Genomic DNA, 22,942 nt, shown 5'->3' with positions numbered 1-22,942 from the left:
TGCGACGCAAGTCGAATATGTTTGAAGGGTTGTGATTGTAGTTGTCTAAACGTTTCGACATCAAAAGATGTCCGAACGAAAAACACACTGTCCGGCTTTGCTCCCTTTACTACTCAAGGGGCCAAAGTTATAGGGACAAGTGACTAAGTGCACATGGTGGATGCCTTGGCGATTACAGGCGATGAAGGACGTAGTAGCTTGCGATAAGCTGCGGGGAGTGAGCAAACACACATTGATCCGCAGATTTCCGAATGGGGAAACCCGGCCTTATAGGTCATCTTATGCTGAATACATAGGCATATGAAGCGAACGCGGCGAACTGAAACATCTAAGTAGCTGCAGGAAAAGAAATCAACCGAGATTCCCAAAGTAGTGGCGAGCGAAATGGGAAGAGCCTGCAAGTGATAATGCAACGTATAGTGGAATGCTCTGGAAAGTGCAGCCATAGCGGGTGATAGCCCCGTACGCGAAATACGATGCATGGTACTAAGCTTGCGATAAGTAGGGCGGGACACGTGAAATCCTGTCTGAAGATGGGGGGACCATCCTCCAAGGCTAAATACTCGTAATCGACCGATAGTGAACCAGTACCGTGAGGGAAAGGCGAAAAGAACCCCGGGAGGGGAGTGAAATAGATCCTGAAACCGTGTGCATACAAACAGTAGGAGCCCGCAAGGGTGACTGCGTACCTTTTGTATAATGGGTCAGCGACTTACATTCAGTGGCAAGGTTAACCAGATAGGGGAGCCGAAGAGAAATCGAGTCCGAATAGGGCGACAGTCGCTGGGTGTAGACCCGAAACCAGATGATCTATCCATGGCCAGGTTGAAGGTGCGGTAACACGCACTGGAGGACCGAACCCACTAGTGTTGAAAAACTAGGGGATGAGCTGTGGATAGGGGTGAAAGGCTAAACAAATCTGGAAATAGCTGGTTCTCTCCGAAAACTATTTAGGTAGTGCCTCGAGATTACACCTGCGGGGGTAGAGCACTGTTATGGCTAGGGGGTCATCGCGACTTACCAAACCATTGCAAACTCCGAATACCGCAGAGTGCGTCCTCGGGAGACAGACATCGGGTGCTAACGTCCGGTGTCAAGAGGGAAACAACCCAGACCGCCAGCTAAGGTCCCCAAATATTGCTAAGTGGAAAACGAAGTGGGAAGGCTAAAACAGTCAGGATGTTGGCTTAGAAGCAGCCACCATTTAAAGAAAGCGTAATAGCTCACTGATCGAGTCGTCCTGCGCGGAAGATGTAACGGGGCTAAGCAATATACCGAAGCTGCGGATGCATAGCAATATGCATGGTAGGAGAGCGTTCTGTAAGCCTGCGAAGGTGGCTTGTAAAGGCTGCTGGAGGTATCAGAAGTGCGAATGCTGACATGAGTAGCGATAAAGCGGGTGAAAAGCCCGCTCGCCGTAAGTCCAAGGTTTCCTGTCCAACGTTCATCGGGGCAGGGTGAGTCGGCCCCTAAGGCGAGGCAGAGATGCGTAGCTGATGGGAAGCAGGTTAATATTCCTGCACCGTCGTATGATGCGATGGGGGGACGGATCGCGGAAGGTTGTCCGGGTGTTGGAAGTCCCGGTTCCTGTGTCAAAGAAGGCTGTCAGGCAAATCCGGCAGCGTAATTCAAGGGCATGGGACGAGCGAATTTATTCGCGAAGCAATCGGAAGTGGTTCCAAGAAAAGCCTCTAAGCTTCAGTCATACGAGACCGTACCGCAAACCGACACAGGTGGACGAGATGAGTATTCTAAGGCGCTTGAGAGAACTCGGGAGAAGGAACTCGGCAAATTGGTACCGTAACTTCGGGATAAGGTACGCCCAAGTAGTTTGACTGGCCAGCGCCAGAAGGACGAAAGGGTTGCAATAAACTGGTGGCTGCGACTGTTTAATAAAAACACAGCACTCTGCAAACACGAAAGTGGACGTATAGGGTGTGACGCCTGCCCGGTGCTGGAAGATTAAATGATGGGGTGCAAGCTCTTGATTGAAGTCCCAGTAAACGGCGGCCGTAACTATAACGGTCCTAAGGTAGCGAAATTCCTTGTCGGGTAAGTTCCGACCTGCACGAATGGCGTAACGATGGCCACACTGTCTCCTCCCGAGACTCAGCGAAGTTGAAATGTTTGTGATGATGCAATCTACCCGCGGCTAGACGGAAAGACCCCATGAACCTTTACTGTAGCTTTGCATTGGACTTTGAACCAATCTGTGTAGGATAGGTGGGAGGCTTTGAAGCGTGGACGCTAGTACACGTGGAGCCGTCCTTGAAATACCACCCTGGTTCGTTTGAGGTTCTAACCTTGGCCCGTAATCCGGGTCGGGGACAGTGCATGGTAGGCAGTTTGACTGGGGCGGTCTCCTCCTAAACGGTAACGGAGGAGTACGAAGGTACGCTAGGTACGGTCGGAAATCGTGCTAATAGTGCAATGGCAAAAGCGTGCTTAACTGCGAGACCCACAAGTCGAGCAGGTACGAAAGTAGGTCATAGTGATCCGGTGGTTCTGTATGGAAGGGCCATCGCTCAACGGATAAAAGGTACTCTGGGGATAACAGGCTGATTCCTCCCAAGAGTTCATATCGACGGGGGAGTTTGGCACCTCGATGTCGGCTCATCACATCCTGGGGCTGTAGCCGGTCCCAAGGGTATGGCTGTTCGCCATTTAAAGTGGTACGTGAGCTGGGTTTAAAACGTCGTGAGACAGTTTGGTCCCTATCTGCCGTGGGCGTTGGAAATTTGAGAGGACCTGCTCCTAGTACGAGAGGACCGGAGTGGACGAATCTCTGGTGTACCGGTTGTCACGCCAGTGGCATTGCCGGGTAGCTAAATTCGGAAGAGATAACCGCTGAAAGCATCTAAGCGGGAAACTCGCCTCAAGATGAGATTTCCCGGAGCCTTGAGCTCCTTAAAGGGTCGTTCGAGACCAGGACGTTGATAGGTTGGGTGTGGAAGCGCAGTAATGCGTTAAGCTAACCAATACTAATTGCCCGTAAGGCTTGTCCCTATAACTTTGGCTGACACAGCTAAAGTCAGTGTGTGAAACAAGACAACGCAACACAACCCGAATTCAAGATTGAATCCAATATTCAAATTGTATAAATAAAGCATTGTTGAAAAACTTCTCCCAGATTGCGTTTGCTGCGAAAGCGGCAAACACGACAAGTCATGCCTGATGACCATAGCAAGTCGGTACCACCCCTTCCCATCCCGAACAGGACCGTGAAACGATTTTGCGCCGATGATAGTGCTGAAACCAGTGTGAAAGTAGGTTATCGTCAGGCTTTTATTCTGCGAACGCCCCGATTTCTGATGAAGTCGGGGCGTTTTGCTTTGCGCTGGCATAATATGGCTTTGCAGCGAAAGGTATCGAATCTCCTCATAACACTGGATTGGAGTAATCGCATGAGAATTATCGTCGAGTCGAAGATTGGCGCTCCGCTTGATCAAGTCTGGCAAGCTTATACGACACCGCATGACATTGTGCAATGGAATGCCGCATCAGATGATTGGCATACGACGCGGGCACATGTGAATCTGGTTGTTGGCGGCGAATTCTCGTCGAGGATGGAAGCCAAGGATGGCAGCGTAGGTTTCGATTTTGCGGGTGTTTACACCAATATAATTCCACAACAATTGCTGGAATATCGCTTTGGCGAAAGAACTGCCAGCGTTGAGTTTCATCAAACGGATGATGGCGTTCTTGTTAAGGTCGCATTTGATCCTGAAGACACATTCTCACTTGAGCAGCAGCAGGGTGGTTGGCAGGCGATTTTGAATAATTTCAAACGCTATGTTGAGAGTTTTGAATGAACGCATGAGGCAAAATCAATTTACCGCGAATGGATTGGCTTGCTGCGGATTGATTTGCATCACATAAATTTGCGGCTTGCTTTGTTGTGGAATACTGAGGATGCCAATACGGCCACGCCATTGCAGGGTGGCCTTAATTTTCCCCGTTTCACTATGCGACACCACTAACACCCGCCCGGGGTAGCTTTCGGCCAGCTTCAACAGCTTGCTTTGCAGTTCTGCAAACCCGTCTTTACCTGTTGCTGTGACTGCCGGGCGCGGTTTGCCTGACTTCAGATAGGCATTGCCCATCAGATTTCCATCTGCAATTAACACCACGGCTTGACGTTTTTTGGCCTTGGCTTGGGCAAATAATTTTTGCAGCCAATCCCGATTGGCTACCATCCTGTCTTCATATTCACTGTTACGGCCAGCTTCAAGACGATAGCGATTGTTGTTCGCTGGCAAATTCAAGGTGGCAAACAGAATATTGCCCTTTTCCCAGCGTTGATGTTCGACGTAATCGCGGTAGCGGGGGTTGAATGCCTGGCGGCTCCATTCCAATTTATTGGCAGCTGTCGCACCAAGCAGCAACTCTTGTGCGAAAAACATATTCCGTAATAAATTCAGACGCTCAACTCCCTGATTGCTCCCATCTTGGCGCAAACACTCACTCCAATCTTGCGCAGCAAGACTGAGCACGACAGGTAAGCGGGCATTTTCAATGATGCTTTTACGCTGCTGGAACAGCTCATCGCTGCAAGTTTCAGAATTGCTTTTGATGCCATTCAAAACCAGCATACCAGGCATATTCTTGCGAGGTTTTTGTAATAGCTCGCGCCACTCATTTTCCACACTTGCCGCTTTTCTCTCTGCGCCGAAGGCAGGGTAGGGCAGAAAGCCGATCTGAAAAGGCGCACTTGCGGCATGCGTCTGAATGCTGCCGCAAAACGTAAAAAACCACAGGGTTGCCTTGAAAAGTTTCACGACTTGGCCTGATCGCGTAATTGATACAGGAGTTGTAAGGCATCGCGCGCGGATAGTCCATCCGGATCCAGGCTGGCCAAGCGCGTGCGCCATTCAGATGCTTCGCGCAAGGCTTCTTTTAAATGATCAATTTCCTGGTGCAAAGCTTCATCCGCATCATGCTGCTGGCTGCTCGGCGCGGCAAATAAATCCAATTGTGGCGTATTTTGCAGTGCATGCGATTCCAGATAGGCCAAATGCTTGCGGGCGGCGCGAATCACACTTGGCGGCACGCCGGCCAACTGGGCGACTTGCAAACCATAACTTTGTGACGCTGGGCCTTGCATCACCGTGTGCAGAAAAACAATACTGTCTTTGTGCTCCAATGCGCTCAAATGCACATTGCTGGCGCTGGGGTGGGCGTCGGGCAATTGCGTCAACTCAAAATAATGTGTGGCGAATAAAGTGAAGCTTTTCGAGCTGTCTATCAAATGTTTGGCGATAGCCCATGCCAGCGCTAATCCATCAAAAGTGGAGGTGCCGCGCCCGACTTCATCCATTAAAACCAGAGAGTGCGCGCTGGCAGCATGCAAAATTGCGGCGGATTCTGTCATTTCCACCATAAATGTTGAGCGCCCGCCGGCCAAGTCATCCGCTGCGCCTATCCGGGTGAAAATACGATCAATCGGCCCCAGCACGGCCTTGCTTGCCGGCACGTAGCTGCCGACGTAGGCCAGCAGTGTAATTAAGGCAACCTGGCGCATAAAGGTCGATTTACCACCCATATTCGGGCCGGTGATCAAGAGCATTTTGCGTTCGGCGCTGAGTTTGCAGTCATTCGCAATGAAGCGCTCAATCTGCTTTTCCACCACAGGATGGCGCCCTTGTTCGATATGCAGCATTGGCGTGGTTTGCAAGACTGGCGCAGTCCATTGATTCAGTTCTGCATGACCCGCCAAAGCGCATAAAGTGTCCAGCGTGGCCAGGGCCTGAGCAATATGTTGTAAGGGCAGAATCCACGGCGCCAGCAGATTCAAAATCTGTTCATACAACATTTTTTCACGCGCCAATGCGCGATCTTGCGCAGACAGCGCTTTATCTTCAAACGCCTTTAATTCCGGCGTGATGTAGCGCTCGGCATTTTTCAAGGTTTGGCGGCGGCGATAGTCTTCCGGCACTTTATCTGCCTGACCATTGGTGACTTCAATGTAAAAGCCATGCACTTTATTGTATTCAACACGCAGATTGCCAATCCCGGTGCGTTCGCGTTCCCGCGTTTCCAAGTCAATCAAAAACTGTCCGGCATTTTCCGACAGGGCGCGCAACTCATCCAATTCGGCATCGTAGCCACGGGCAATCACGCCGCCGTCACGCACCATCGTAGCCGGTTCGCTCATGATCGCACTCTGCAGCAGGGCGATGCAGTCTTGCGGCGGCGTCAATTCGGCGTGGATATGAGCTAATAAATCCGCCGGGTTGCCGGTGGTGTCATGAAAACCGAAATACTGCGCAAGACTTGCCTGTAATTGCGGCAGTTGCGCCAGACCATCGCGCAAAGCGGACAAATCACGCGGTTTTGCGCTCAGTAATGCGACCCTGCTGGAAATACGTTCAATATCCGGCATTTCACGCAGAAATTGATTGATCTCAGTGATCGACCGGGCTTCCAGCAAGGCTTCAATGGCCGCATGGCGCGCGCGCGGCACAGCTTGGTCGCGGCTGGGATGGTGCAACCAATGGCGCAGCATGCGCGAACCCATCGCCGTGCGGCAATGATCCAGCAAGGAAAACAGAGTGGGCGATTCTTGTCCGCGTAAGGTTTCGGTCAGTTCCAGATTGCGCCGGGTCGCCGCATCCAGCCCGATAAATTCGTCCTCATGCTCGACCTTGAGCGTTTTCAGATGTTGCAGGCTGTGGCTTTGCGTGGCATTCGCGTAACGCAGCAGAGCGCCTGCAGCGCCCAGCGCTGGCCCCAATTCTTCCGCGCCAAAAGCCGCCAGCGATTGTACGCCCAGCTGCTCGCACAAAAGCTGCTGCCCGTGCTCTTGCGAAAAATGCCAACTCGGCGTGCGCTTGGTTTTTTCCGGCGCCAGGGTGAATAAACTCTCGTCTTGATTGTCGCCCAGTAATAACTCAGCAGGGCTGATGCGCTCCAGCTCCTGGCTGATGCGTGCCAATGGCTGGCGCGCATCAATCGGAAACTCGGTGACCCGCAGAATCCCGCTCGACATCGCCAGCCAGGCCAAGCCGGCAATCTGCTGCTTACGCTGCTGATCGAGATACAGAGCCACCAGCGGGCGTTCAGATTTTTCTGGTAATAAATCTGTATCAGTCAACGTGCCGGGGGTGATAATGCGCACCACTTTGCGTTCAACCGGGCCTTTGCTGGTGGCGGGATCACCGATTTGCTCGCAAATCGCGGCAGATTCACCGAATTTGACCAATTTCGCCAGATATCCTTCCAGCGAGTGGAAGGGAATGCCGGCCATGCGTATCGGTTCGCCATTGGATTGCCCGCGTTGGGTCAGCGTGATGCCGAGCAGGCGCGAAGCCTTTTCTGCGTCTTCAAAAAAGACTTCATAAAAATCCCCCATCCGATAAAACAGCAAAGTATCGATATTGTCATTTTTGAGCTTAAGGTACTGCTGCATCATCGGCGTTTGTTTGTCGATGTCGGCCAAGGCGCGCTGCAAAGCGCTGGGGGGCGTGCTGGTCATTTCTTGAGGCATATCGGAATGTTGCGAGGGAACGTATGATAGCAATCCTGCGCCTGCTGCGCGACGCCGGCAGGAAAAAATTCCACCGACAGGTGAGGCCGGTAAAAAAAAGCCCGCGCTGTATCACAGTGCGGGCTGAAGTCTATTTCTTGGAGGAGAATAGAGGAGACAGGAAGCATTTTGATGCATTGCAAAATATTCGTCAAATTTATTGTTATGATATTCGTTATTTGATTTGTGAATAATGCTATCCTTCCTGCATAATGCAGATGACAATCCGGATGACAAAGCGCAGAAATCATGCAGACCTTACTCCACAAATCTGCCGCCAAGTGTGGCGGCGCCAATCCTGCGACAGCGGGCGGGCAAGCCGGTTTTACCTATATCGGCTTGCTGATTACGCTGGCCCTGATGGCCCTTGTGATCAGCGCCACGGTGCAAGCCGGCGCGATGTTGCAGCGCAGAATGGCGGAGGAAGAGTTGTTGCAAATCGGCAAAGAGTATCGCGCGGCGCTGCAGAGCTATTCAAACGCCACCCCTGCCGGGCAAAAACGCTATCCGCCCAGTTTCAAAGAGCTGTTGAAAGATCCGCGTTTTCCACATACCGTGCGCCATCTGCGACGCGTGTATAACGATCCATTGAGCGGGAAAGACGAATGGGGAATTGTGGAGCCGGAAGGCGGCCATGGGATTTTGGCGGTTTACAGTCTGGCGGAGGGGCGCCCGATCAAAATTGGAAATTTTGAGGCGATCTGGGTGGGTTTTGATGCGGCTGATTCATATCAGCGCTGGCGTTTTGGGGTGAACCAGAATCCATTGCCGCCGAAAAGCGGTGATGGCGCAAGCGGTGTTCCGCCTAAAGACAGCGGGGGCAAAGATCTGCCCAAAATGCCGCCGACAAGTGAAAGCGGGATTATTGCGCCACCCGATCCGCCGCGTCAGCCCGGGCAGCTGTAAGGCGGACGGGGATGCGCAAATAATGTGCGTCTGCAAAAAACAAAACGGTGCGTGCAGGAATCCCTGGACGCACCTTTCTGCAATCACGCATATCGGTTGCGTGTATTGCAGATGAATTCATCTTAGCAGCGTTTGATGTCGATTGCATGACATGCGCATAAAAAATGCCTTGTTTTTTGCATATTTGCTGCATGTCCTGGCGCAGTATGTTGAATGAGCTTTATTTTGTTTCTGCACGGCATGAATATGTGCTGAAGCAAGTGAATTCCGGGTTTTATTCTTCGCTGCTTTCCTCTTGACCTGGTTCGGCGCGTTGATACAACTCTTCCAGTTCACTCATATACTCGGCCACCATGCCAGAGGTGCGGCGCAAACGGCGTGACAACAGTCTGGCCAAAAACAGCATGAAGTGAAAGGCGACTGCGGGATGCTCTACCGCCATGCGTTTCAGGCTTTGATGTGTGAAGGTCAGAATTTCACTATTCTGTTCGGCGACACAGCTGGCTGAGCGCGCCTCTTGATCAAGCAGCGACATTTCGCCAATGATGCGGCCACGCCCCTCCGTCGCCAACAGGTGTTGATGACGCATGCCGCCTTTGAAAATCGCTACTTTGCCGGATAGCAAAATGAACATGTAATTGCCTCTTTCCCCCTCGGAAAAAACCATTTCTCCGGCAATTATCTCTTCCAGCTTCAAATACCTTGCAAGCACCTCCAATTCAGCGTAGCTGAATTCTTGGAACAACCCGATTTCATCGAGCAGGTCGGCGATTTTTTTGGTCATATCAATCCGCAGACATGGTTGTAGCCGGCAAAGTTTGTGGCCGGCCTGGATAAGATTGCATGGATTCAGAATAGCATGTCAGAAATGCTGCAAGCGTTTTGCGCACGCCGGTGTTGTAAAAGAAGCGCAGGGACGCAGGCATGGCGGCGCCCCTGGCGTATTGCGCTCAAGGCAAGGGCGCGGTTTGTGTGCTTGTGGCGCATGGGGCGTTATTTTTCATGTGGCCAACAGGGTGGTAAGCGCCTTTTGAGACCCAGCACAAGAATTCATCCAGATCATGGAAGCCGCAGATGGTGATGCAGTCGCCATGCTGTTTGATCGTGCGCCCCTGGTTAGCCGGGAAAATCATCGGAGATTGCATATCGATTTGAAACCAGGCCAGAAAATGGCGTAAGTCCCGGAAACCTTTGATCACGATATCTTGCGGAGCCGAATCGGTCTGTTGTATCCAGCTTTGGTCATTGCTGCAAACAGTTTTGCCGCGCAGCGGCAGGCGTAAGGAAAAACAGGATTTCATCTCGTACTCCACCAAATCTTCGTTGAAGGGGAATATCCCGTCAAATTCAAGGCGCTATGCGCATGAACAGGAAGAACGGCGGAGTCATGGCCGTAAAAATGGTGTGGCGGATCGGGGCCACTATCAGCGCGCACAGCTTACCGGGCGCGAGATAAAGCCGGCAAGTATGGCCGGCAGACTTATTTTAGGAGATTATGCGCCAAGCGCAAGGGCTGCGCTTGGACATCGTTTGCGCCAGTTATTTATATGTTTTCTTGCGTGCGGCAAACAAGGGGATAAAGCTGTTGATCAGTTTCTCCGCTTCCAGCAAATCATTGGCCACATCAATGATTTTGCGGCGGTTGCTGCGCGCATACTCGCGCAACACCTCAAAAGCCTGCGGGTGATCAACCTGATGCTTCGCCATCAGCACGCCGACTGCCATACTGGTGCGGCGGCCATTTTCAAGCGCGGTGCTGAGATGCTCGCCTTTGCGTTTCAAAGCCAGAATTTCTTCTGCACGCGCCAGCGCCGCTTCCACGGAGGGCACGATTTGCAAAGGGTCAACCGGCTTGATCAAATAGCCGACTGCGCCGTAACGCGTGGCCTGACGCACGATTTCAATATCCGTGTGGCGGGTGAGAAACATAAATGGCACGGTGGATTCATGCTGCAATTGTTGCGCCAACTCCAAGCCGCTCATGCCTTGCAGGCCGATGTCGAGCATGGCCAGGTCCGGCACATCCACCACCGCGCGGCGCAAGCCTTCTTCGCCGCTGGTCGCCTGCAACACCTCAAAGCCGCCATGTTCCAGCACAGTGCGCAAGGCGGCTTGAATTTCCTCATCGTCTTCCACCACCAGAATGCGGCGTTTGAGCGCTGCGCCACCCTCTGCGGCAGCGAGTTGGCTTGACTCCGTTGCGCCTGATGGGGCGTTTTCGGCAATGCTTTCACTATCGACGCTCATGATGACCTCGCAGGATGACAAGCAGCAAACAGATTTGCTCAATGCCTGTGTGCAGACATTTACCGCATCTGAGCGATGTTACTATAAGTGCGGGGACTTGCGCGCATAGCACAGGTATGGCGGGCTGGATGCAGCCTGATAAAATCACATGTTTAGACACAACTTGTTAAGATGACAAAGAATTTTGCCCCGGAAATTGAGCGCGCCCTCGCTTTGGCTGACCCCAGCTGGCATGACATATTGCGCCATGCCTTGCACGCGCTGGATACTGCTTTTCCTGACTATCTCCCGCAACTGTTAAGCAGCGCGTTTTTACCGACACAAGACCGGCTGTTTGCCGCATTTACCCAGCCGCTTGAAAACGTGCGCTGGATTCTGGTGGGCGAGGGGCCGTACCCGCGCGCCGCCAGCGCCACCGGATATTGTTTTATGGATGGCGCCGTGGGCAGTTTGTGGCAGCAGGGCGGCGGTTTGTCGAAAGCGGTGAATCGCGCCACTTCATTGCGGAATTTAATGAAAATGCTGCTCGTCGCCGGCGGCGCGCTGCAAGCTGATCAGCTCAACCCTCACAACATGGCGGCGATTTCTGCGCGCGCCTGCGCTCCGGGTTCGGGCATGACCCAAACCCTGGCCGCATTCCAGGAGCGCATGCATGCCTGCGGCTTTTTATTACTCAACGCCAGCCTGGTATTTCGCGAAGAGGTGGCGCCGGCGCTGGAGGCGCGTCCCTGGCAAGTGTTTTTCCTGCAATTGCTGCAAGACCTGCATGCCGCCTGCGCGCAGCGCGGGCAGGCGCTGCCCTGTCTGATTCTGTGGGGTAAAATCGCCGCCCGTCTGCAAGCACTGCCGCAAGTGCAAGCCTTTCCCCAGCGACAGGCGGAGCACCCGTACAACCTCAGTTTCATCCAAAACCGGGATATGCAGCAGCTGTTTGCCCCCTTCAATCTGCTTGGCTTGCCCACAGGCAATCAGGCGCCTCTGACAAAGACCTGAATTTCCGCTATACTTGACTAAATTATTCAGGAAATGGGGTTTATGCCCCATTTTTCATGCGGATTCAGGACAATCAGAGGTAGTCATGCGTTTAACCACCAAAGGCCGTTTCGCCGTCACAGCAATGATTGACCTTGCTTTGCATGAAGGCAAGGGGCCTGTGACATTGGCTGCAATTTCACAAAGGCAGGAAATTTCCCTGTCTTATCTGGAACAGTTATTCGGTAAATTGCGCCGGCATCAGATTGTCGAATCGGTGCGCGGCCCCGGCGGTGGATATTCCCTGGCGCGGCGCGCAGAAAAAGTCTCGGTGGCCGACATCATTATTGCTGTCGATGAACCGATCGACGCCACCCAATGCGGCGGCAAGGAAAACTGCCACAGCGCCACCCATGAAGGTGGTGCGCGCTGCATGACGCATGATCTGTGGACTACTTTGAACGCGAAAATGGTCGATTTCCTGGATTCCGTCAGTTTGCAGGAATTGGTGGATCAGCAACTGCAAAAGCAAGCCCAGGCGAACGTGGTGCAATTGCACCGCAGCGCTGCGCCTGCCGCCGGCGCGTTGCCGCTGGCCGCCGGCGAACATTCCTGAACCACCCGTAACCAATCAATAATCTCCATGGAGTATGAGTGCATGAACGCCCCGATCGAAAAACAGGCCGCGCTGATGGATACTTTTCATGCGCCGCATTTCCCGGTGTATATGGATTACTCGGCCACCACGCCGGTCGATCCGCGCGTAGCTGATGTCATGATTCCCTTCCTGCGCGAGCAATTCGGCAATCCGGCTTCGCGCAGCCATATGTATGGCTGGGAGGCGGAAAAAGCGGTTGAAACCGCACGCGAACAGGTTGCCGCGCTGGTGAATTGCGATGCGCGTGAAGTGGTCTGGACTTCCGGCGCCACCGAAAGCAATAACCTGGCCTTAAAAGGCGCTGCGCACTTCTATAAAACCCGTGGCAAACACATTATCACCCTGCAAACTGAGCATAAATCCGTGCTCGACACGGTGCGTGAACTGGAGCGCCAGGGATTTGACGCCACCTATTTGCAACCGCAGGCGAATGGCCTGATCACGCTGGAGCAACTGCAAGCCGCTCTGCGCCCGGACACCATCCTGGTCTCCGTGATGCTGGTCAATAATGAAATCGGCGTGATCCAGCCCATCGCTGAAATCGGCGCGCTGTGCCGCAGCAAAAACATTATTTTCCATTGTGACGCCGCGCAAGCCACCGGCAAGGTCAAGATTGATCTGGCCACTTTGCCGGTTGATCTGATGACCTTCACCGCACACAAAACCTATGGCCCGAAAGGCATCGGCGCATTGTATGTGCGGCGCAAACCGCGCGTGCGTCTGGAAGCGCAAATGCATGGTGGCGGCCATGAGCGCGGCATGCGCTCCGGCACGCTGCCGGTGCACCAGATTGCCGGCATGGGCGAAGCTTTCCGCATCGCGCGCGAAGAAATGGACAGCGAACTCGAACGCATCCGCGCCCTGCGCGACCGGCTCGCGCGCGGCCTGCAGGAAATCGAAGAAGTGTATGTGAACGGCGACATGGAACAGCGTGTGCCGCACAACTTGAACATCAGCTTCAACTACGTCGAAGGCGAATCGCTGATCATGGCGGTTAAAGATCTGGCGGTGTCCTCCGGCTCGGCCTGCACCTCGGCCAGCCTGGAGCCTTCGTATGTGTTGCGCGCGCTGGGCCGCAGCGACGAATTGGCGCACAGCTCGATCCGCTTCACGATTGGCCGCTTCACCACGGAACAGGAAATCGACTTCGCCATCAATCTGCTCAAAACCAAAGTCGGCAAATTGCGCGAACTGTCCCCGCTGTGGGAGATGTACAAAGACGGGGTGGATCTGGAATCCATCCAATGGGCTGCGCACTGAAGCGCAAACAGTATTTAGATAGCCTCAGGCAAGGAGTACTCAGATGGCATATTCAGACAAAGTGATGGACCACTACGAAAACCCGCGCAATGTCGGCAGTTTTGACAAAAACGACGACAGCGTAGGCACCGGCATGGTGGGCGCGCCGGCCTGCGGCGACGTGATGAAATTGCAAATCAAAGTCGGCGCGGATGGCGTGATTGAAGATGCGAAATTCAAAACCTATGGCTGCGGTTCGGCCATCGCATCCTCCTCACTGGTGACAGAGTGGGTCAAAGGCAAAACCCTGGATCAGGCGCTGTCGATCAAAAACACCCAGATCGCGGAAGAACTGGCGCTGCCGCCGGTCAAGATTCACTGCTCGATTCTGGCCGAAGACGCAATCAAAGCCGCAGTGCAAGACTACAAAGCGCGCCACGATCAATAAGGAGCGCGCGATGGCGATCACACTGACAGAAAAGGCGGCGGCGCATATTGCGCGCTATATGGCGCGGCGCGGCAAAGGATTGGGCTTGCGTTTCGGCGTGCGCACCACCGGCTGCTCCGGCCTGGCCTACAAACTCGAATATGTGGACGAGGCGCAGGACGACGACTGCATTTTCGAGTCGCGCGGCATCAAACTTTTCGTTGATCCGAAAAGCCTGCCGTATATCGACGGCACCGAACTCGATTTTGCGCGTGAAGGCTTGAATGAAGGTTTCAAGTTCAACAATCCCAACGTCAAGGATGAATGCGGCTGTGGCGAAAGCTTCCGCATCTGAACATGAAGCAAAATTATTTCGAGTTGTTCCAGTTGCCGCCGGGTTTTGAGATTGAGCGCGCCGCGCTGGATGAGGCGTGGCGCGAAGTGCAGGCGCGGGTGCATCCCGACCGCTTCGCTGCCGCCAGCGAACGCGAACAGCGCCTCGCGCTGCAATGGGCCACCCATGCGAACGAGGCGTATCAAGTGTTGAAAGACCCGGCCCGGCGCGCCGCCTATCTGTGTGAGCTGAATGGCGTTGCGCTGGAGGCGGAATCCAACACCGCCATGCCGCCGGCGTTTTTGATGCAACAAATGGAATGGCGCGAAGCGCTGGAAGACGCCCGCCGCGCGCAAGATGAAGCCGCGCTGGACGTTTTGCAAGACGAATTGCGGCAAGCGCACACCCGACAAATGGGACAGGTGAAAGACGCCTTGCAAGCGCAAGACTATGCGCAGGCGGCGGCCGCCTTGCGCCGCCTGATGTTCATCGACAAATTCGCGGCGGAACTCGAAACCGCTTACGACCTGCTCTACCTCTGAAGCTGCGCCTTGAGCGCATATTAGCGATGGCACTTTTGCAAATATCTGAACCCGGCATGTCCACAGCGCCGCACCAGCACCGGCTGGCGGTTGGCATTGATCTGGGCACCACCAATTCCCTGGTCGCCTCTGTCAAGAGCGGCGCAGCGCAAGTCCTGCTCGATGAAGAGGGCCGCGCCTTGCTGCCGTCCGTAGTGCGCTACCTGAAAAACGGCCACGCCAATATCGGCTACAGCGCGCAGGCGATGCAAGCGCAAGATCCGAAAAACACCATTATTTCTGTCAAGCGCTTCATGGGGCGCGGTTTGCACGACATCGCTTACGCCGAAAATCTGCCATACGATTTCATCGATGCGCCCGGCATGGTGCAGCTGAAAACCGTGGCCGGCGTGAAAAGTCCGGTGGAAACCTCTGCGCAGATTTTAGCCACGCTGCGTCAGCGCGCCGAAGATGCGCTGGGCGGCGAACTGGTGGGCGCGGTGATCACCGTGCCGGCCTATTTTGACGATGCGCAACGCCAGGCCACCAAGGATGCGGCGCAACTGGCCGGTTTAAATGTATTGCGCCTGCTGGCCGAACCCACTGCAGCCGCCCTGGCGTATGGGCTGGATCAAGGCGCGGAAGGCGTTTTCGCGGTGTACGATCTGGGCGGCGGCACATTTGATATCTCGATTTTGCGCCTCTCCCGTGGCGTGTTTGAAGTGCTGGCCACCGGCGGCGATTCCGCTCTGGGCGGCGACGACTTCGACCACCGTCTGTTTTGCTGGATTATTGAGCAAGCCAGACTGGCCCCGCTGTCCGACCGCGATACCCGCAGCCTGATGATGAAGGCGCGCCAGGTCAAGGAAATGCTCAGCAGCGCAGATCAAGTTCAGATCCAAGCCAAACTCGAATCTGGCGAGGAAGTCGATCTGCACATCAGCGCCAGCCAATTTGCCGAGATCACCAAGCATCTGGTGAATAAGACCATGCAAGCGGTCAAAAAATCATTGCGCGACGCGCGTCTGGCTGCAGCGGAAGTGCAGGGCGTGGTGCTGGTTGGCGGCGCCACCCGCATGCCGCATGTGCGTCACGCGGTGGCGGAATTTTTTGGCCGTCCGCCGCTGTCCGACATCGACCCGGATCAAGTCGTCGCGCTGGGCGCTGCGATTCAAGCCAATCTGCTGGCCGGCAATACCGCCGCCGGCGATGAATGGCTGCTGCTGGACGTGATTCCGCTCTCGCTGGGCGTGGAAACCATGGGCGGGCTGGTGGAAAAAATCATTCCGCGCAATTCCACCATTCCATGCGCACGCGCGCAGGAATTCACCACCTTCAAAGATGGCCAAACCGCGCTCGCGGTGCATGTCTTGCAAGGCGAACGTGAATTGGTGGCGGACTGCCGCTCACTGGCGCGTTTTGAGCTGCGCGGCATTCCGCCGATGGCCGCCGGCGCCGCGCGCATCCGCATCACCTACCAGGTTGACGCCGATGGCTTGCTGTCGGTCAGCGCACGCGAAATGCGTTCCGGCGTGCATGCCGAAATCGAAGTCAAGCCGGCGTATGGCTTAAACGATGGCGACATCACGCGCATGCTGCAAGATTCATATCAATCCGCCGCCAGCGATATGCAAGCGCGCGCCCTGCGTGAAGAGCAGGTGGAAGCCGAACGCATCCTGGCGGCCTGCGACTCGGCGATGGCGGAAGACGGCGATTTGTTAAGCGCATCTGAGCGCGCCAGCATTGAGGCTTGCCGCAGCACGCTGCAAAGCAGCATGCAGGGACAGGATCACTTGCAAATCAAGGCCGATATCAAAAAACTGGCGGAAGCCACCGAAGAACTGGCGGCGCGCCGCATGGACCGCAGCGTGCGCCGCGCCCTGACTGGCCGCAGCCTGGAACAAATCTGAAGCACAGGAACCACCATGCCCCAAATCGTCATATTGCCGCATGCCCAACTCTGTCCCGAAGGCGCAGTGCTGGAAGCGCCAGCCGGCAGCTCTTTATGCGAAATCATGCTCGATAACGAGATTGAAATCGAACACGCCTGCGAACGCTCCTGCGCTTGCACCACCTGTCACGTCATCATTCGCGAAGGCGCCGCCAGCCTGGAGCAGCCGAGCGAAGCGGAAGAAGACATGCTCGACAAAGCCTGGGGCCTGGAAGCGGATTCGCGCCTGTCCTGCCAAGTCGTGCTGCGCGAGAGTGATCTGGTAGTGGAAATCCCGCGTTATACTATCAACCACGCGCGCGAAAACCATTGAAGGAGCGGACGCATGAAATGGACTGACACCCAGCGCATTGCTGAAGCGCTGTACGACAAATTCCCCGCTATCAATCCCTTGCAAGTGCGCTTCACCGATTTGCACGCCTGGGTCTGCGAGTTGGAGGAATTCAGCGATGATCCGCAGCGCTCCGGCGAGAAAATCCTGGAAGCGATTCAAATGGCCTGGATAGACGAAGCACGCTGATGGCCGCCAAGCAAGCTCCCGCCGCCGCAGAAAAGCATGAGATCCGTCCCGGTCAATCGGTCGAACTGCTCAAAGAATTGCACATCCTGACGCGCGATGGCAAATTGAATCAGGACAGCCGGCGCAAACTCAAGCAGGTCTATCACCTGTATCAATTCATTGAGCCGCTGTTACAACAGGTGCTCACGCAAAGACAGCAAGTGCAGCTGGTCGATCACGGCGCCGGCAAGTCATATCTCGGCTTTATTCTGTACGATCTGTTTTTCAAAGACGCCGCTGGCCGGCAACATGTCCCCGGCAATATTTTCGGAATCGAGACGCGCAGCGAGCTGGTGCAAAAATCACAGGAATTGGCGCAACGTTTCGGCTTTGACGGCATGCAATTTCTTTCCATGTCGGTGGCGGATTCGATTGCCGAGCACAGCCTGCCGCCGCAAATCGACGTGGTGACTGCGCTGCACGCCTGCAATACCGCAACAGATGACGCGATCCGCTTTGCCCTCGAAAAGCAAGCCTCCCACATCGTGCTGGCGCCCTGCTGCCAGGCCGAAGTGGCGCAAGTCTTGCGCAAAAACAAAGCGCAAGCCTTAGCGCGCGGAGCCTTGTCTGAACTCTGGCGCCATCCGTTGCACACGCGCGAGTTTGGCAGCCAGGTCACCAATGTTTTACGCTGTCTGCAATTGGAAGCGCATGGCTATCAAGTCAATGTGACCGAGCTGGTCGGCTGGGAACATTCGATGAAAAACGAACTGATCATCGCCAGCCGCAACGCCGGCGCGGCGCGCGGACGCGCCCGCAAGCGCTTGACGGAAATTCTGGATCAACTGGGTTTGCAGGAGCTGGAAACCCGCTTTTTTGTCTGAGCAATGCGTCCTAACGCACCAGGAGAGCAGCATGATTGATTTGCGCAGCGATACCGTGACCCGTCCCAGCCCTGCGATGCGGGCCGTGATTGCCGCCGCCGAAGTTGGCGATGATGTCTGGGGCGATGATCCGGGCGTGCAGCGCTTGCAGGAATATGCGGCGGAAATGTTCGGCTTTGCCGCCGCCTTGTTCGCCCCATCCGGCACGCAAACCAATTTAATCGCCTTGCTCACCCACTGCGAGCGCGGCGATGAATACATCGTCGGCCAGGAAGCCCACACCTATCGCTACGAGGGCGGCGGCGCTGCGGTGTTGGGCAGCATTCAACCGCAACCCTTGCCGAATCAAGCGGATGGCAGCATCGCCCTGGGCGATATCGAAGCCGCCATCAAACCGCCGGATTTTCATTTCGCCCGCAGCCGTCTGCTGGCGCTGGAAAACACCATCGGCGGGCGCGTGTTGCCGCCGGCCTATGTGGCGGCCGCCTTGAAACTGGCGCAGCATAAAAAACTCGCCACCCATCTGGACGGCGCGCGCATTTGCAACGCCGCCGTAAAACTCGAAGTGGCGCCGCGCGTGCTGACGCAAGGCTTTGACAGCGTGTCGCTATGCCTGTCCAAAGGCTTGGGCGCGCCGATCGGCTCGCTCTTGCTGGGCGGGACGGACTTTATTGAGCGCGCCAAACGCTGGCGCAAAATGCTGGGCGGCGGCATGCGTCAGGCCGGCATGATGGCCGCCGGCGGCCTGTATGCCCTACAGCACAATGTGGCCCGATTGGCCGAAGATCATGAGAATGCGCAGCTGCTGGCGCAAGGCTTGGCGCAAATTGAAGAACTGCAAGTGGATATGCCGCAAACCAATATTGTGTATTGCCGCGTGCCGCAAAAATACTGCGCCGAGCTGGGCGCCTATCTGCGCGAGCAGGGCGTGCTCATCAGCATCGCGCCGCTGACAAGGATGGTGACGCATTTGGATCTGTCGCGCGCGGATGTGTTGCGCGTGATTGAGCTGTACACCCGGTTTTTTGTAAAGCGCTGAGGGCGTCGCCAATCCGCCAAACTGCAGACAAAATCCCCGCCTGCTTTCGCGCAGAAATGCCGGTGCGCCAGCTACAATGTTGATTGAAATCTGAATTTTGGAGTCAGCCATGTTGCTACGTCACGCCTTTGTGCGCGCCTGCGCCGCGCTTTGCCTGTTCTTCGCGCTCACCTCCTGCGCCATGCTGCCGGGCGGCTCGCATGATGTGGTGATTCCGCTTACCAAATTGCAGGAAAACGTGGACAAACGTTTTCCGATCACCAATCGCGTGCTGGATATGTTTGATATCCGCCTGCAGGGGCCGCAGCTGGGTTTATCCGGCGCTGATGGGCGGGTGAATGCGCGTTTTGAATTAGTCTTGATGCCGCCTTTTACCAGCAAAACCTGGCGCGGCATGCTCAAACTCTCGGGCGCTTTGAAAGTGGATGGTCAGAAAAATGCGCTGTTCTTGCACGATGCGCGGATTGATGACTTTTCCGTCGATGGCGCCGACCCGGTGTACAAGCGCCAGCTGAACCAGATCGGCAGCCTCTTGCTTGATCGTTTTTTACAGGATATTCCGCTGTATACCCTGCAGCCGGATCAAATGCGCGTGCTGGGGCGCGACTATGCGCTGGCCAAAGTGGCGGTGCGCAATGATGCGCTGGTGGTGACCGTGGCGGCCAAGTAAGACACTGGCGCGCTATGTGCTTTGACAAGCGCAGCACGAACGGCAAAAAACAATGTGCTTCGACAAGCTCAGCACGAACGGCAAAAAACAATGTGCTTCGACAAGCTCAGCACGAACGGCAAAAAACTGTGTGTTTCGACAAGCCCGGCACAAACAGAATGAAGCGCTGCAGGCGGTAAAACCGGCGGTGCTTTTTGCCAGCGCTTCGCCAGAATCAGTTGCCGCGCATTTTCCCGCCTGATCCCCGCTGCAGGCGGTAAAATAGCGGCTTTTCCCGTTTCCCCGCACTGTTCATGGATATTTTGCTGATCGCCTTCATCATGGGTTTGGTGGAAGGTTTTACCGAGTTTTTACCGATTTCCTCCACCGGGCATTTGATTCTGGCCGGCAGTCTGCTCAATTTCACCAGTGAAAAAGCGAAAGTATTTGAAATTGTGATCCAGGCCGGGGCTATGCTGGCGGTGTTCTGGGAATACCGCGCCCGCATTGGCAAACTGATCGCCGGCGTGTTTTCGGTTCCGCGTGAGCGTCAATTCGCCATCAATATCCTGGTCGCCTTCAGTCCTGCGGTAGTGTTGGGTTTGCTGTTTGGCAAGCTGATCAAAGCCCATCTGTTCCAGCCGGTGCCGGTGGCGCTGGCTTTCATCATCGGCGGTTTTATCATTTTCTGGGCCGAAGCGCGGCAAAAACAGGCTGAACATGCGCCGCGTATTCAGGAAGTGGATCAAATGAGCTTGCTGGACGCCTTGAAAGTCGGCTTGATGCAGTGTCTGGCCCTGATTCCCGGCACCAGCCGTTCCGGCGCCACCATCATCGGCGGCATGTTCCTCGGTTTGTCGCGCAAAGCCGCCACCGAATTTTCTTTCTTCCTGGCGATGCCGACCCTGGTCGGCGCCACCCTGTATTCCCTGTATAAAGAGCGCGCCTTGCTGTCCGTCGCCGATTTGCCCATGTTCGGCGTGGGTTCGCTGGCGGCCTTTGCTTCCGCCTTCCTGTGTGTGCGCTGGTTGTTGCGCTATATCAGCACGCATGATTTCAAGCCCTTCGCCTGGTATCGCATCGCCTTCGGTCTGGTAGTGCTGGCCACCCATTACAGCGGCCTGGTCAAGTGGGTTGATTGATGGACGATTTCATGCAAGATGCGCCGCCCTCGTGGTGGGATGATATTCCAGGCGACGCGCCAGCCGCCGCACCGCCGCCGGTGCGCGCACTGCCGCCGGGCGATTTGCGCGCGCAAGCTTTGCATGTGCTCAACACCGTATTTGGTTATCCCGCCTTCCGGGGCGAACAGGCCGAGATTGTGCAGCAAGTCGCCGCCGGCGGCGACGCCCTGGTCTTGATGCCGACCGGCGGCGGCAAATCGCTGTGTTATCAGATCCCCGCTATTTTGCGCCAGGGCGTGGGGGTGGTGGTGTCGCCGTTGATCGCCCTGATGCAAGATCAGGTCGATGCGCTGGCCGAACTCGGGGTGCGCGCGGCGTTTTTAAATTCCACCCAAACCATGGAACAGACGCGCGATGTGGTCGGCAAAGTGCGGCGCGGTCAGCTCGATTTGCTGTATGTGGCGCCGGAACGCTTGATGACGCCGCGCTGCCTGGAATTGCTGGAAAGCACCCGCATCGCCCTGTTTGCGATTGATGAAGCGCATTGCGTTTCACAATGGGGACATGATTTCCGCCCGGAATATATCCAGCTCTCCGTCTTGCACGAGCGCTTTCCGCAAGTGCCACGGATCGCCCTGACCGCCACCGCTGACGCCCAGACCCGCGCCGAAATCGCGCTGCGCCTGCAGCTGCAGGAAGCGCGCCAATTTGTCTCCAGCTTTGACCGTCCGAATATCCGCTATCAGATCGTGGAAAAGGACAATGGCAAAAAACAATTGCTCGACTTCATCCAAAGCGAGCACAGCGGCGAAGCCGGGATTGTGTATTGCTTATCGCGCAAAAAAGTCGAAGAAACCGCCGAATTTTTAAAGCAGCACGGCATTGCCGCCTTGCCCTATCACGCTGGCATGCCGCATGCGCAAAGAGCGGCGCACCAGGCCCGTTTTTTGCGTGAAGACGGCCTGGTGATGACCGCCACGATTGCCTTTGGCATGGGGATTGATAAACCCGATGTGCGCTTTGTCGCGCATCTGGATTTGCCGAAAAACATTGAAGGGTATTACCAGGAAACCGGGCGCGCCGGGCGCGATGGCATGCCGGCGCACGCCTGGATGGCATATGGCTTGCAAGACGTGGTGCTGCAGCGGCGCATGATTGAAGAATCCGAAGCGGATGAAAATTTCAAGCGCGTCTTGCGCATGAAACTCGACGCCATGTTGGGCTTATGCGAAACCGCCAACTGTCGCCGCATGCGTTTGCTGGAATATTTCGGCCAGCCCAGTCAGCCTTGCGGCAATTGCGACACCTGTTTATTGCCGCCGCAATTATTTGACGCCACTGTGCAGGTGCAAAAACTGTTGTCAGCGGTGTACCGTTGCGGCCAGCGCTTTGGTACTGGACATATTATCGAAGTGTTGCGCGGCATCTCCAGCGAAAAAGTATTGCAGTGGCAGCACGATCAACTGAAAACCTTTGGCTGCGGGCGCGAACACAGTGAAGACGAATGGCGCTCGATTGTGCGGCAAAGCATCGCGCTCGGTTTGCTGACGGTAGATCATGAAGCGTATAACGCCTTGAAATTAACCGAAGCGGCGCGTCCGGCCTTGATGGGCGAGCGCAAAATAGATTTGCGGCGCTATCAAAAAGCCGCCAAACGCGGCAGCCAGCGCCAGAACAAACCCTTTGTCGAAACCGATCTGTCTTCCGGCGAACAGGCGATATTTGAAAAACTGCGCTGGTGGCGCGTGGAAACCGCGCGCGAACACAATGTGCCGGCGTATGTGATTTTTGTGGACGCCACCTTGCGCGAAATCGCCAAGGCGCAGCCGGCCAGTCTGGAAGAGCTTGGCCATATCTCCGGCGTTGGTCAACGCAAGCTGGAGAGTTACGGGCAGCAGATTTTGGATGTGTTGCGCGCCTTGAAAGACTGAATGCAGCCAGCAGAAATGTTTCCAAATTGCAATTTT

Annotated in this window: 22 protein-coding genes and 2 rRNA genes; 19 read left to right on the top strand and 5 right to left on the bottom strand. The window is 55.3% G+C overall.

Going from position 1 to position 22,942, the window contains the following annotated elements:
* The first annotated feature begins 133 nt into the window (after positions 1 to 133).
* The 3 genes from V8J88_RS16240 to V8J88_RS16230 all read left to right on the top strand — a co-directional run bounded on the left by V8J88_RS16240 (position 134) and on the right by V8J88_RS16230 (position 3,812).
* Positions 134 to 3,006 (top strand): 23S ribosomal RNA (locus V8J88_RS16240).
* 164 nt (positions 3,007 to 3,170) lie between these two features.
* Positions 3,171 to 3,283, top strand: a 5S ribosomal RNA gene (rrf, locus tag V8J88_RS16235).
* A 121-nt stretch (positions 3,284 to 3,404) separates the two neighbouring features.
* The gene (locus tag V8J88_RS16230; RefSeq protein WP_338845254.1) at positions 3,405 to 3,812 is read left to right on the top strand and encodes an SRPBCC family protein; all 408 of its coding nucleotides are present in this window, start codon (positions 3,405 to 3,407) and stop codon (positions 3,810 to 3,812) included.
* Between the two features lie 15 nt (positions 3,813 to 3,827).
* On the opposite strand, the gene V8J88_RS16225 is transcribed toward V8J88_RS16230, so the two are convergent.
* Positions 3,828 to 4,778, bottom strand: a complete 951-nt coding sequence (locus V8J88_RS16225; RefSeq protein WP_338845253.1) for a hypothetical protein — start codon at positions 4,776 to 4,778, stop codon at positions 3,828 to 3,830.
* Entirely contained in the window at positions 4,775 to 7,474 is a 2,700-nt protein-coding gene (gene mutS, locus V8J88_RS16220) for a DNA mismatch repair protein MutS (RefSeq protein WP_338849906.1), read from the bottom strand. Before mutS ends, V8J88_RS16225 begins: the two co-directional genes overlap by 4 nt.
* Before the next feature lie 35 nt (positions 7,475 to 7,509).
* On the opposite strand from mutS, the gene V8J88_RS16215 reads away from it, so the two are divergent.
* The gene (locus tag V8J88_RS16215; RefSeq protein ID WP_338845252.1) at positions 7,510 to 7,719 is read left to right on the top strand and encodes a hypothetical protein; all 210 of its coding nucleotides are present in this window, start codon (positions 7,510 to 7,512) and stop codon (positions 7,717 to 7,719) included.
* A gap of 55 nt (positions 7,720 to 7,774) precedes the next feature.
* Positions 7,775 to 8,431 (top strand): type II secretion system protein, encoded by a 657-nt coding sequence (locus V8J88_RS16210; protein WP_338845251.1) that lies wholly within the window; start codon positions 7,775 to 7,777, stop codon positions 8,429 to 8,431.
* Between the two features lie 274 nt (positions 8,432 to 8,705).
* Here the strand turns inward: V8J88_RS16210 and V8J88_RS16205 are convergent, their stop codons facing one another.
* The 3 genes from V8J88_RS16205 to V8J88_RS16195 all read right to left on the bottom strand — a co-directional run bounded on the left by V8J88_RS16205 (position 8,706) and on the right by V8J88_RS16195 (position 10,678).
* On the bottom strand, positions 8,706 to 9,215 hold the full coding sequence (locus V8J88_RS16205; RefSeq protein WP_338845250.1) for a cyclic nucleotide-binding domain-containing protein: 510 nt from the start codon (positions 9,213 to 9,215) through the stop codon (positions 8,706 to 8,708).
* Positions 9,216 to 9,381: 166 nt separating this feature from the next.
* Positions 9,382 to 9,732 (bottom strand): hypothetical protein, encoded by a 351-nt coding sequence (locus V8J88_RS16200; RefSeq protein ID WP_338845248.1) that lies wholly within the window; start codon positions 9,730 to 9,732, stop codon positions 9,382 to 9,384.
* Positions 9,733 to 9,970: 238 nt separating this feature from the next.
* Positions 9,971 to 10,678: a response regulator gene (locus tag V8J88_RS16195; RefSeq protein ID WP_338845246.1), complete on the bottom strand. Its 708-nt coding sequence runs from the start codon at positions 10,676 to 10,678 to the stop codon at positions 9,971 to 9,973.
* Between the two features lie 171 nt (positions 10,679 to 10,849).
* On the opposite strand from V8J88_RS16195, the gene V8J88_RS16190 reads away from it, so the two are divergent.
* From V8J88_RS16190 to recQ, 14 genes are all read left to right on the top strand, one after another.
* Positions 10,850 to 11,671, top strand: coding sequence for a uracil-DNA glycosylase (locus V8J88_RS16190; protein ID WP_338845245.1), 822 nt, complete (start codon positions 10,850 to 10,852; stop codon positions 11,669 to 11,671).
* A gap of 85 nt (positions 11,672 to 11,756) precedes the next feature.
* The gene (gene iscR, locus V8J88_RS16185; protein WP_338845243.1) at positions 11,757 to 12,266 is read left to right on the top strand and encodes a Fe-S cluster assembly transcriptional regulator IscR; all 510 of its coding nucleotides are present in this window, start codon (positions 11,757 to 11,759) and stop codon (positions 12,264 to 12,266) included.
* Between the two features lie 42 nt (positions 12,267 to 12,308).
* The gene (locus V8J88_RS16180) at positions 12,309 to 13,568 is read left to right on the top strand and encodes an IscS subfamily cysteine desulfurase (protein WP_338845241.1); all 1,260 of its coding nucleotides are present in this window, start codon (positions 12,309 to 12,311) and stop codon (positions 13,566 to 13,568) included.
* A 43-nt stretch (positions 13,569 to 13,611) separates the two neighbouring features.
* Positions 13,612 to 13,995 (top strand): Fe-S cluster assembly scaffold IscU, encoded by a 384-nt coding sequence (iscU, locus tag V8J88_RS16175; protein ID WP_338845240.1) that lies wholly within the window; start codon positions 13,612 to 13,614, stop codon positions 13,993 to 13,995.
* Between the two features lie 10 nt (positions 13,996 to 14,005).
* The gene (gene iscA, locus V8J88_RS16170; RefSeq protein WP_338845239.1) at positions 14,006 to 14,329 is read left to right on the top strand and encodes an iron-sulfur cluster assembly protein IscA; all 324 of its coding nucleotides are present in this window, start codon (positions 14,006 to 14,008) and stop codon (positions 14,327 to 14,329) included.
* 2 nt (positions 14,330 to 14,331) lie between these two features.
* Complete coding sequence (hscB, locus tag V8J88_RS16165; RefSeq protein ID WP_338845238.1) at positions 14,332 to 14,850, top strand: Fe-S protein assembly co-chaperone HscB; 519 nt, start codon at positions 14,332 to 14,334, stop codon at positions 14,848 to 14,850.
* Between the two features lie 26 nt (positions 14,851 to 14,876).
* Positions 14,877 to 16,739 carry a Fe-S protein assembly chaperone HscA gene (gene hscA, locus V8J88_RS16160; RefSeq protein WP_338845237.1) on the top strand — a complete coding sequence of 621 codons (1,863 nt, stop codon included), beginning with the start codon at positions 14,877 to 14,879 and terminating at the stop codon, positions 16,737 to 16,739.
* 15 nt (positions 16,740 to 16,754) lie between these two features.
* A complete protein-coding gene (fdx, locus tag V8J88_RS16155; protein WP_338845236.1) occupies positions 16,755 to 17,093 on the top strand; it encodes an ISC system 2Fe-2S type ferredoxin in 339 nt (112 codons plus the stop codon).
* 12 nt (positions 17,094 to 17,105) lie between these two features.
* Positions 17,106 to 17,300: a Fe-S cluster assembly protein IscX gene (gene iscX / locus V8J88_RS16150; RefSeq protein ID WP_338845235.1), complete on the top strand. Its 195-nt coding sequence runs from the start codon at positions 17,106 to 17,108 to the stop codon at positions 17,298 to 17,300.
* Complete coding sequence (locus V8J88_RS16145) at positions 17,300 to 18,163, top strand: SAM-dependent methyltransferase (protein WP_338845234.1); 864 nt, start codon at positions 17,300 to 17,302, stop codon at positions 18,161 to 18,163. Before iscX ends, V8J88_RS16145 begins: the two co-directional genes overlap by 1 nt.
* 31 nt (positions 18,164 to 18,194) lie before the next feature.
* Positions 18,195 to 19,202, top strand: coding sequence for a low-specificity L-threonine aldolase (ltaE, locus tag V8J88_RS16140; protein ID WP_338845233.1), 1,008 nt, complete (start codon positions 18,195 to 18,197; stop codon positions 19,200 to 19,202).
* A 109-nt stretch (positions 19,203 to 19,311) separates the two neighbouring features.
* Positions 19,312 to 19,872, top strand: coding sequence for a DUF1439 domain-containing protein (locus V8J88_RS16135; protein WP_338845232.1), 561 nt, complete (start codon positions 19,312 to 19,314; stop codon positions 19,870 to 19,872).
* 293 nt (positions 19,873 to 20,165) lie between these two features.
* On the top strand, positions 20,166 to 20,993 hold the full coding sequence (locus V8J88_RS16130; RefSeq protein WP_338845231.1) for an undecaprenyl-diphosphate phosphatase: 828 nt from the start codon (positions 20,166 to 20,168) through the stop codon (positions 20,991 to 20,993).
* Complete coding sequence (recQ, locus tag V8J88_RS16125) at positions 20,993 to 22,906, top strand: DNA helicase RecQ (RefSeq protein WP_338845230.1); 1,914 nt, start codon at positions 20,993 to 20,995, stop codon at positions 22,904 to 22,906. Before V8J88_RS16130 ends, recQ begins: the two co-directional genes overlap by 1 nt.
* Positions 22,907 to 22,942 lie beyond the last annotated feature (36 nt).

Origin of the sequence: Massilia sp. W12, from assembly GCF_037300705.1 — a bacterium.
Taxonomy (GTDB): Bacteria; Pseudomonadota; Gammaproteobacteria; order Burkholderiales; family Burkholderiaceae_D; genus JACPVY01.
This window is presented reverse-complemented; position numbering and strand designations above follow the sequence as displayed.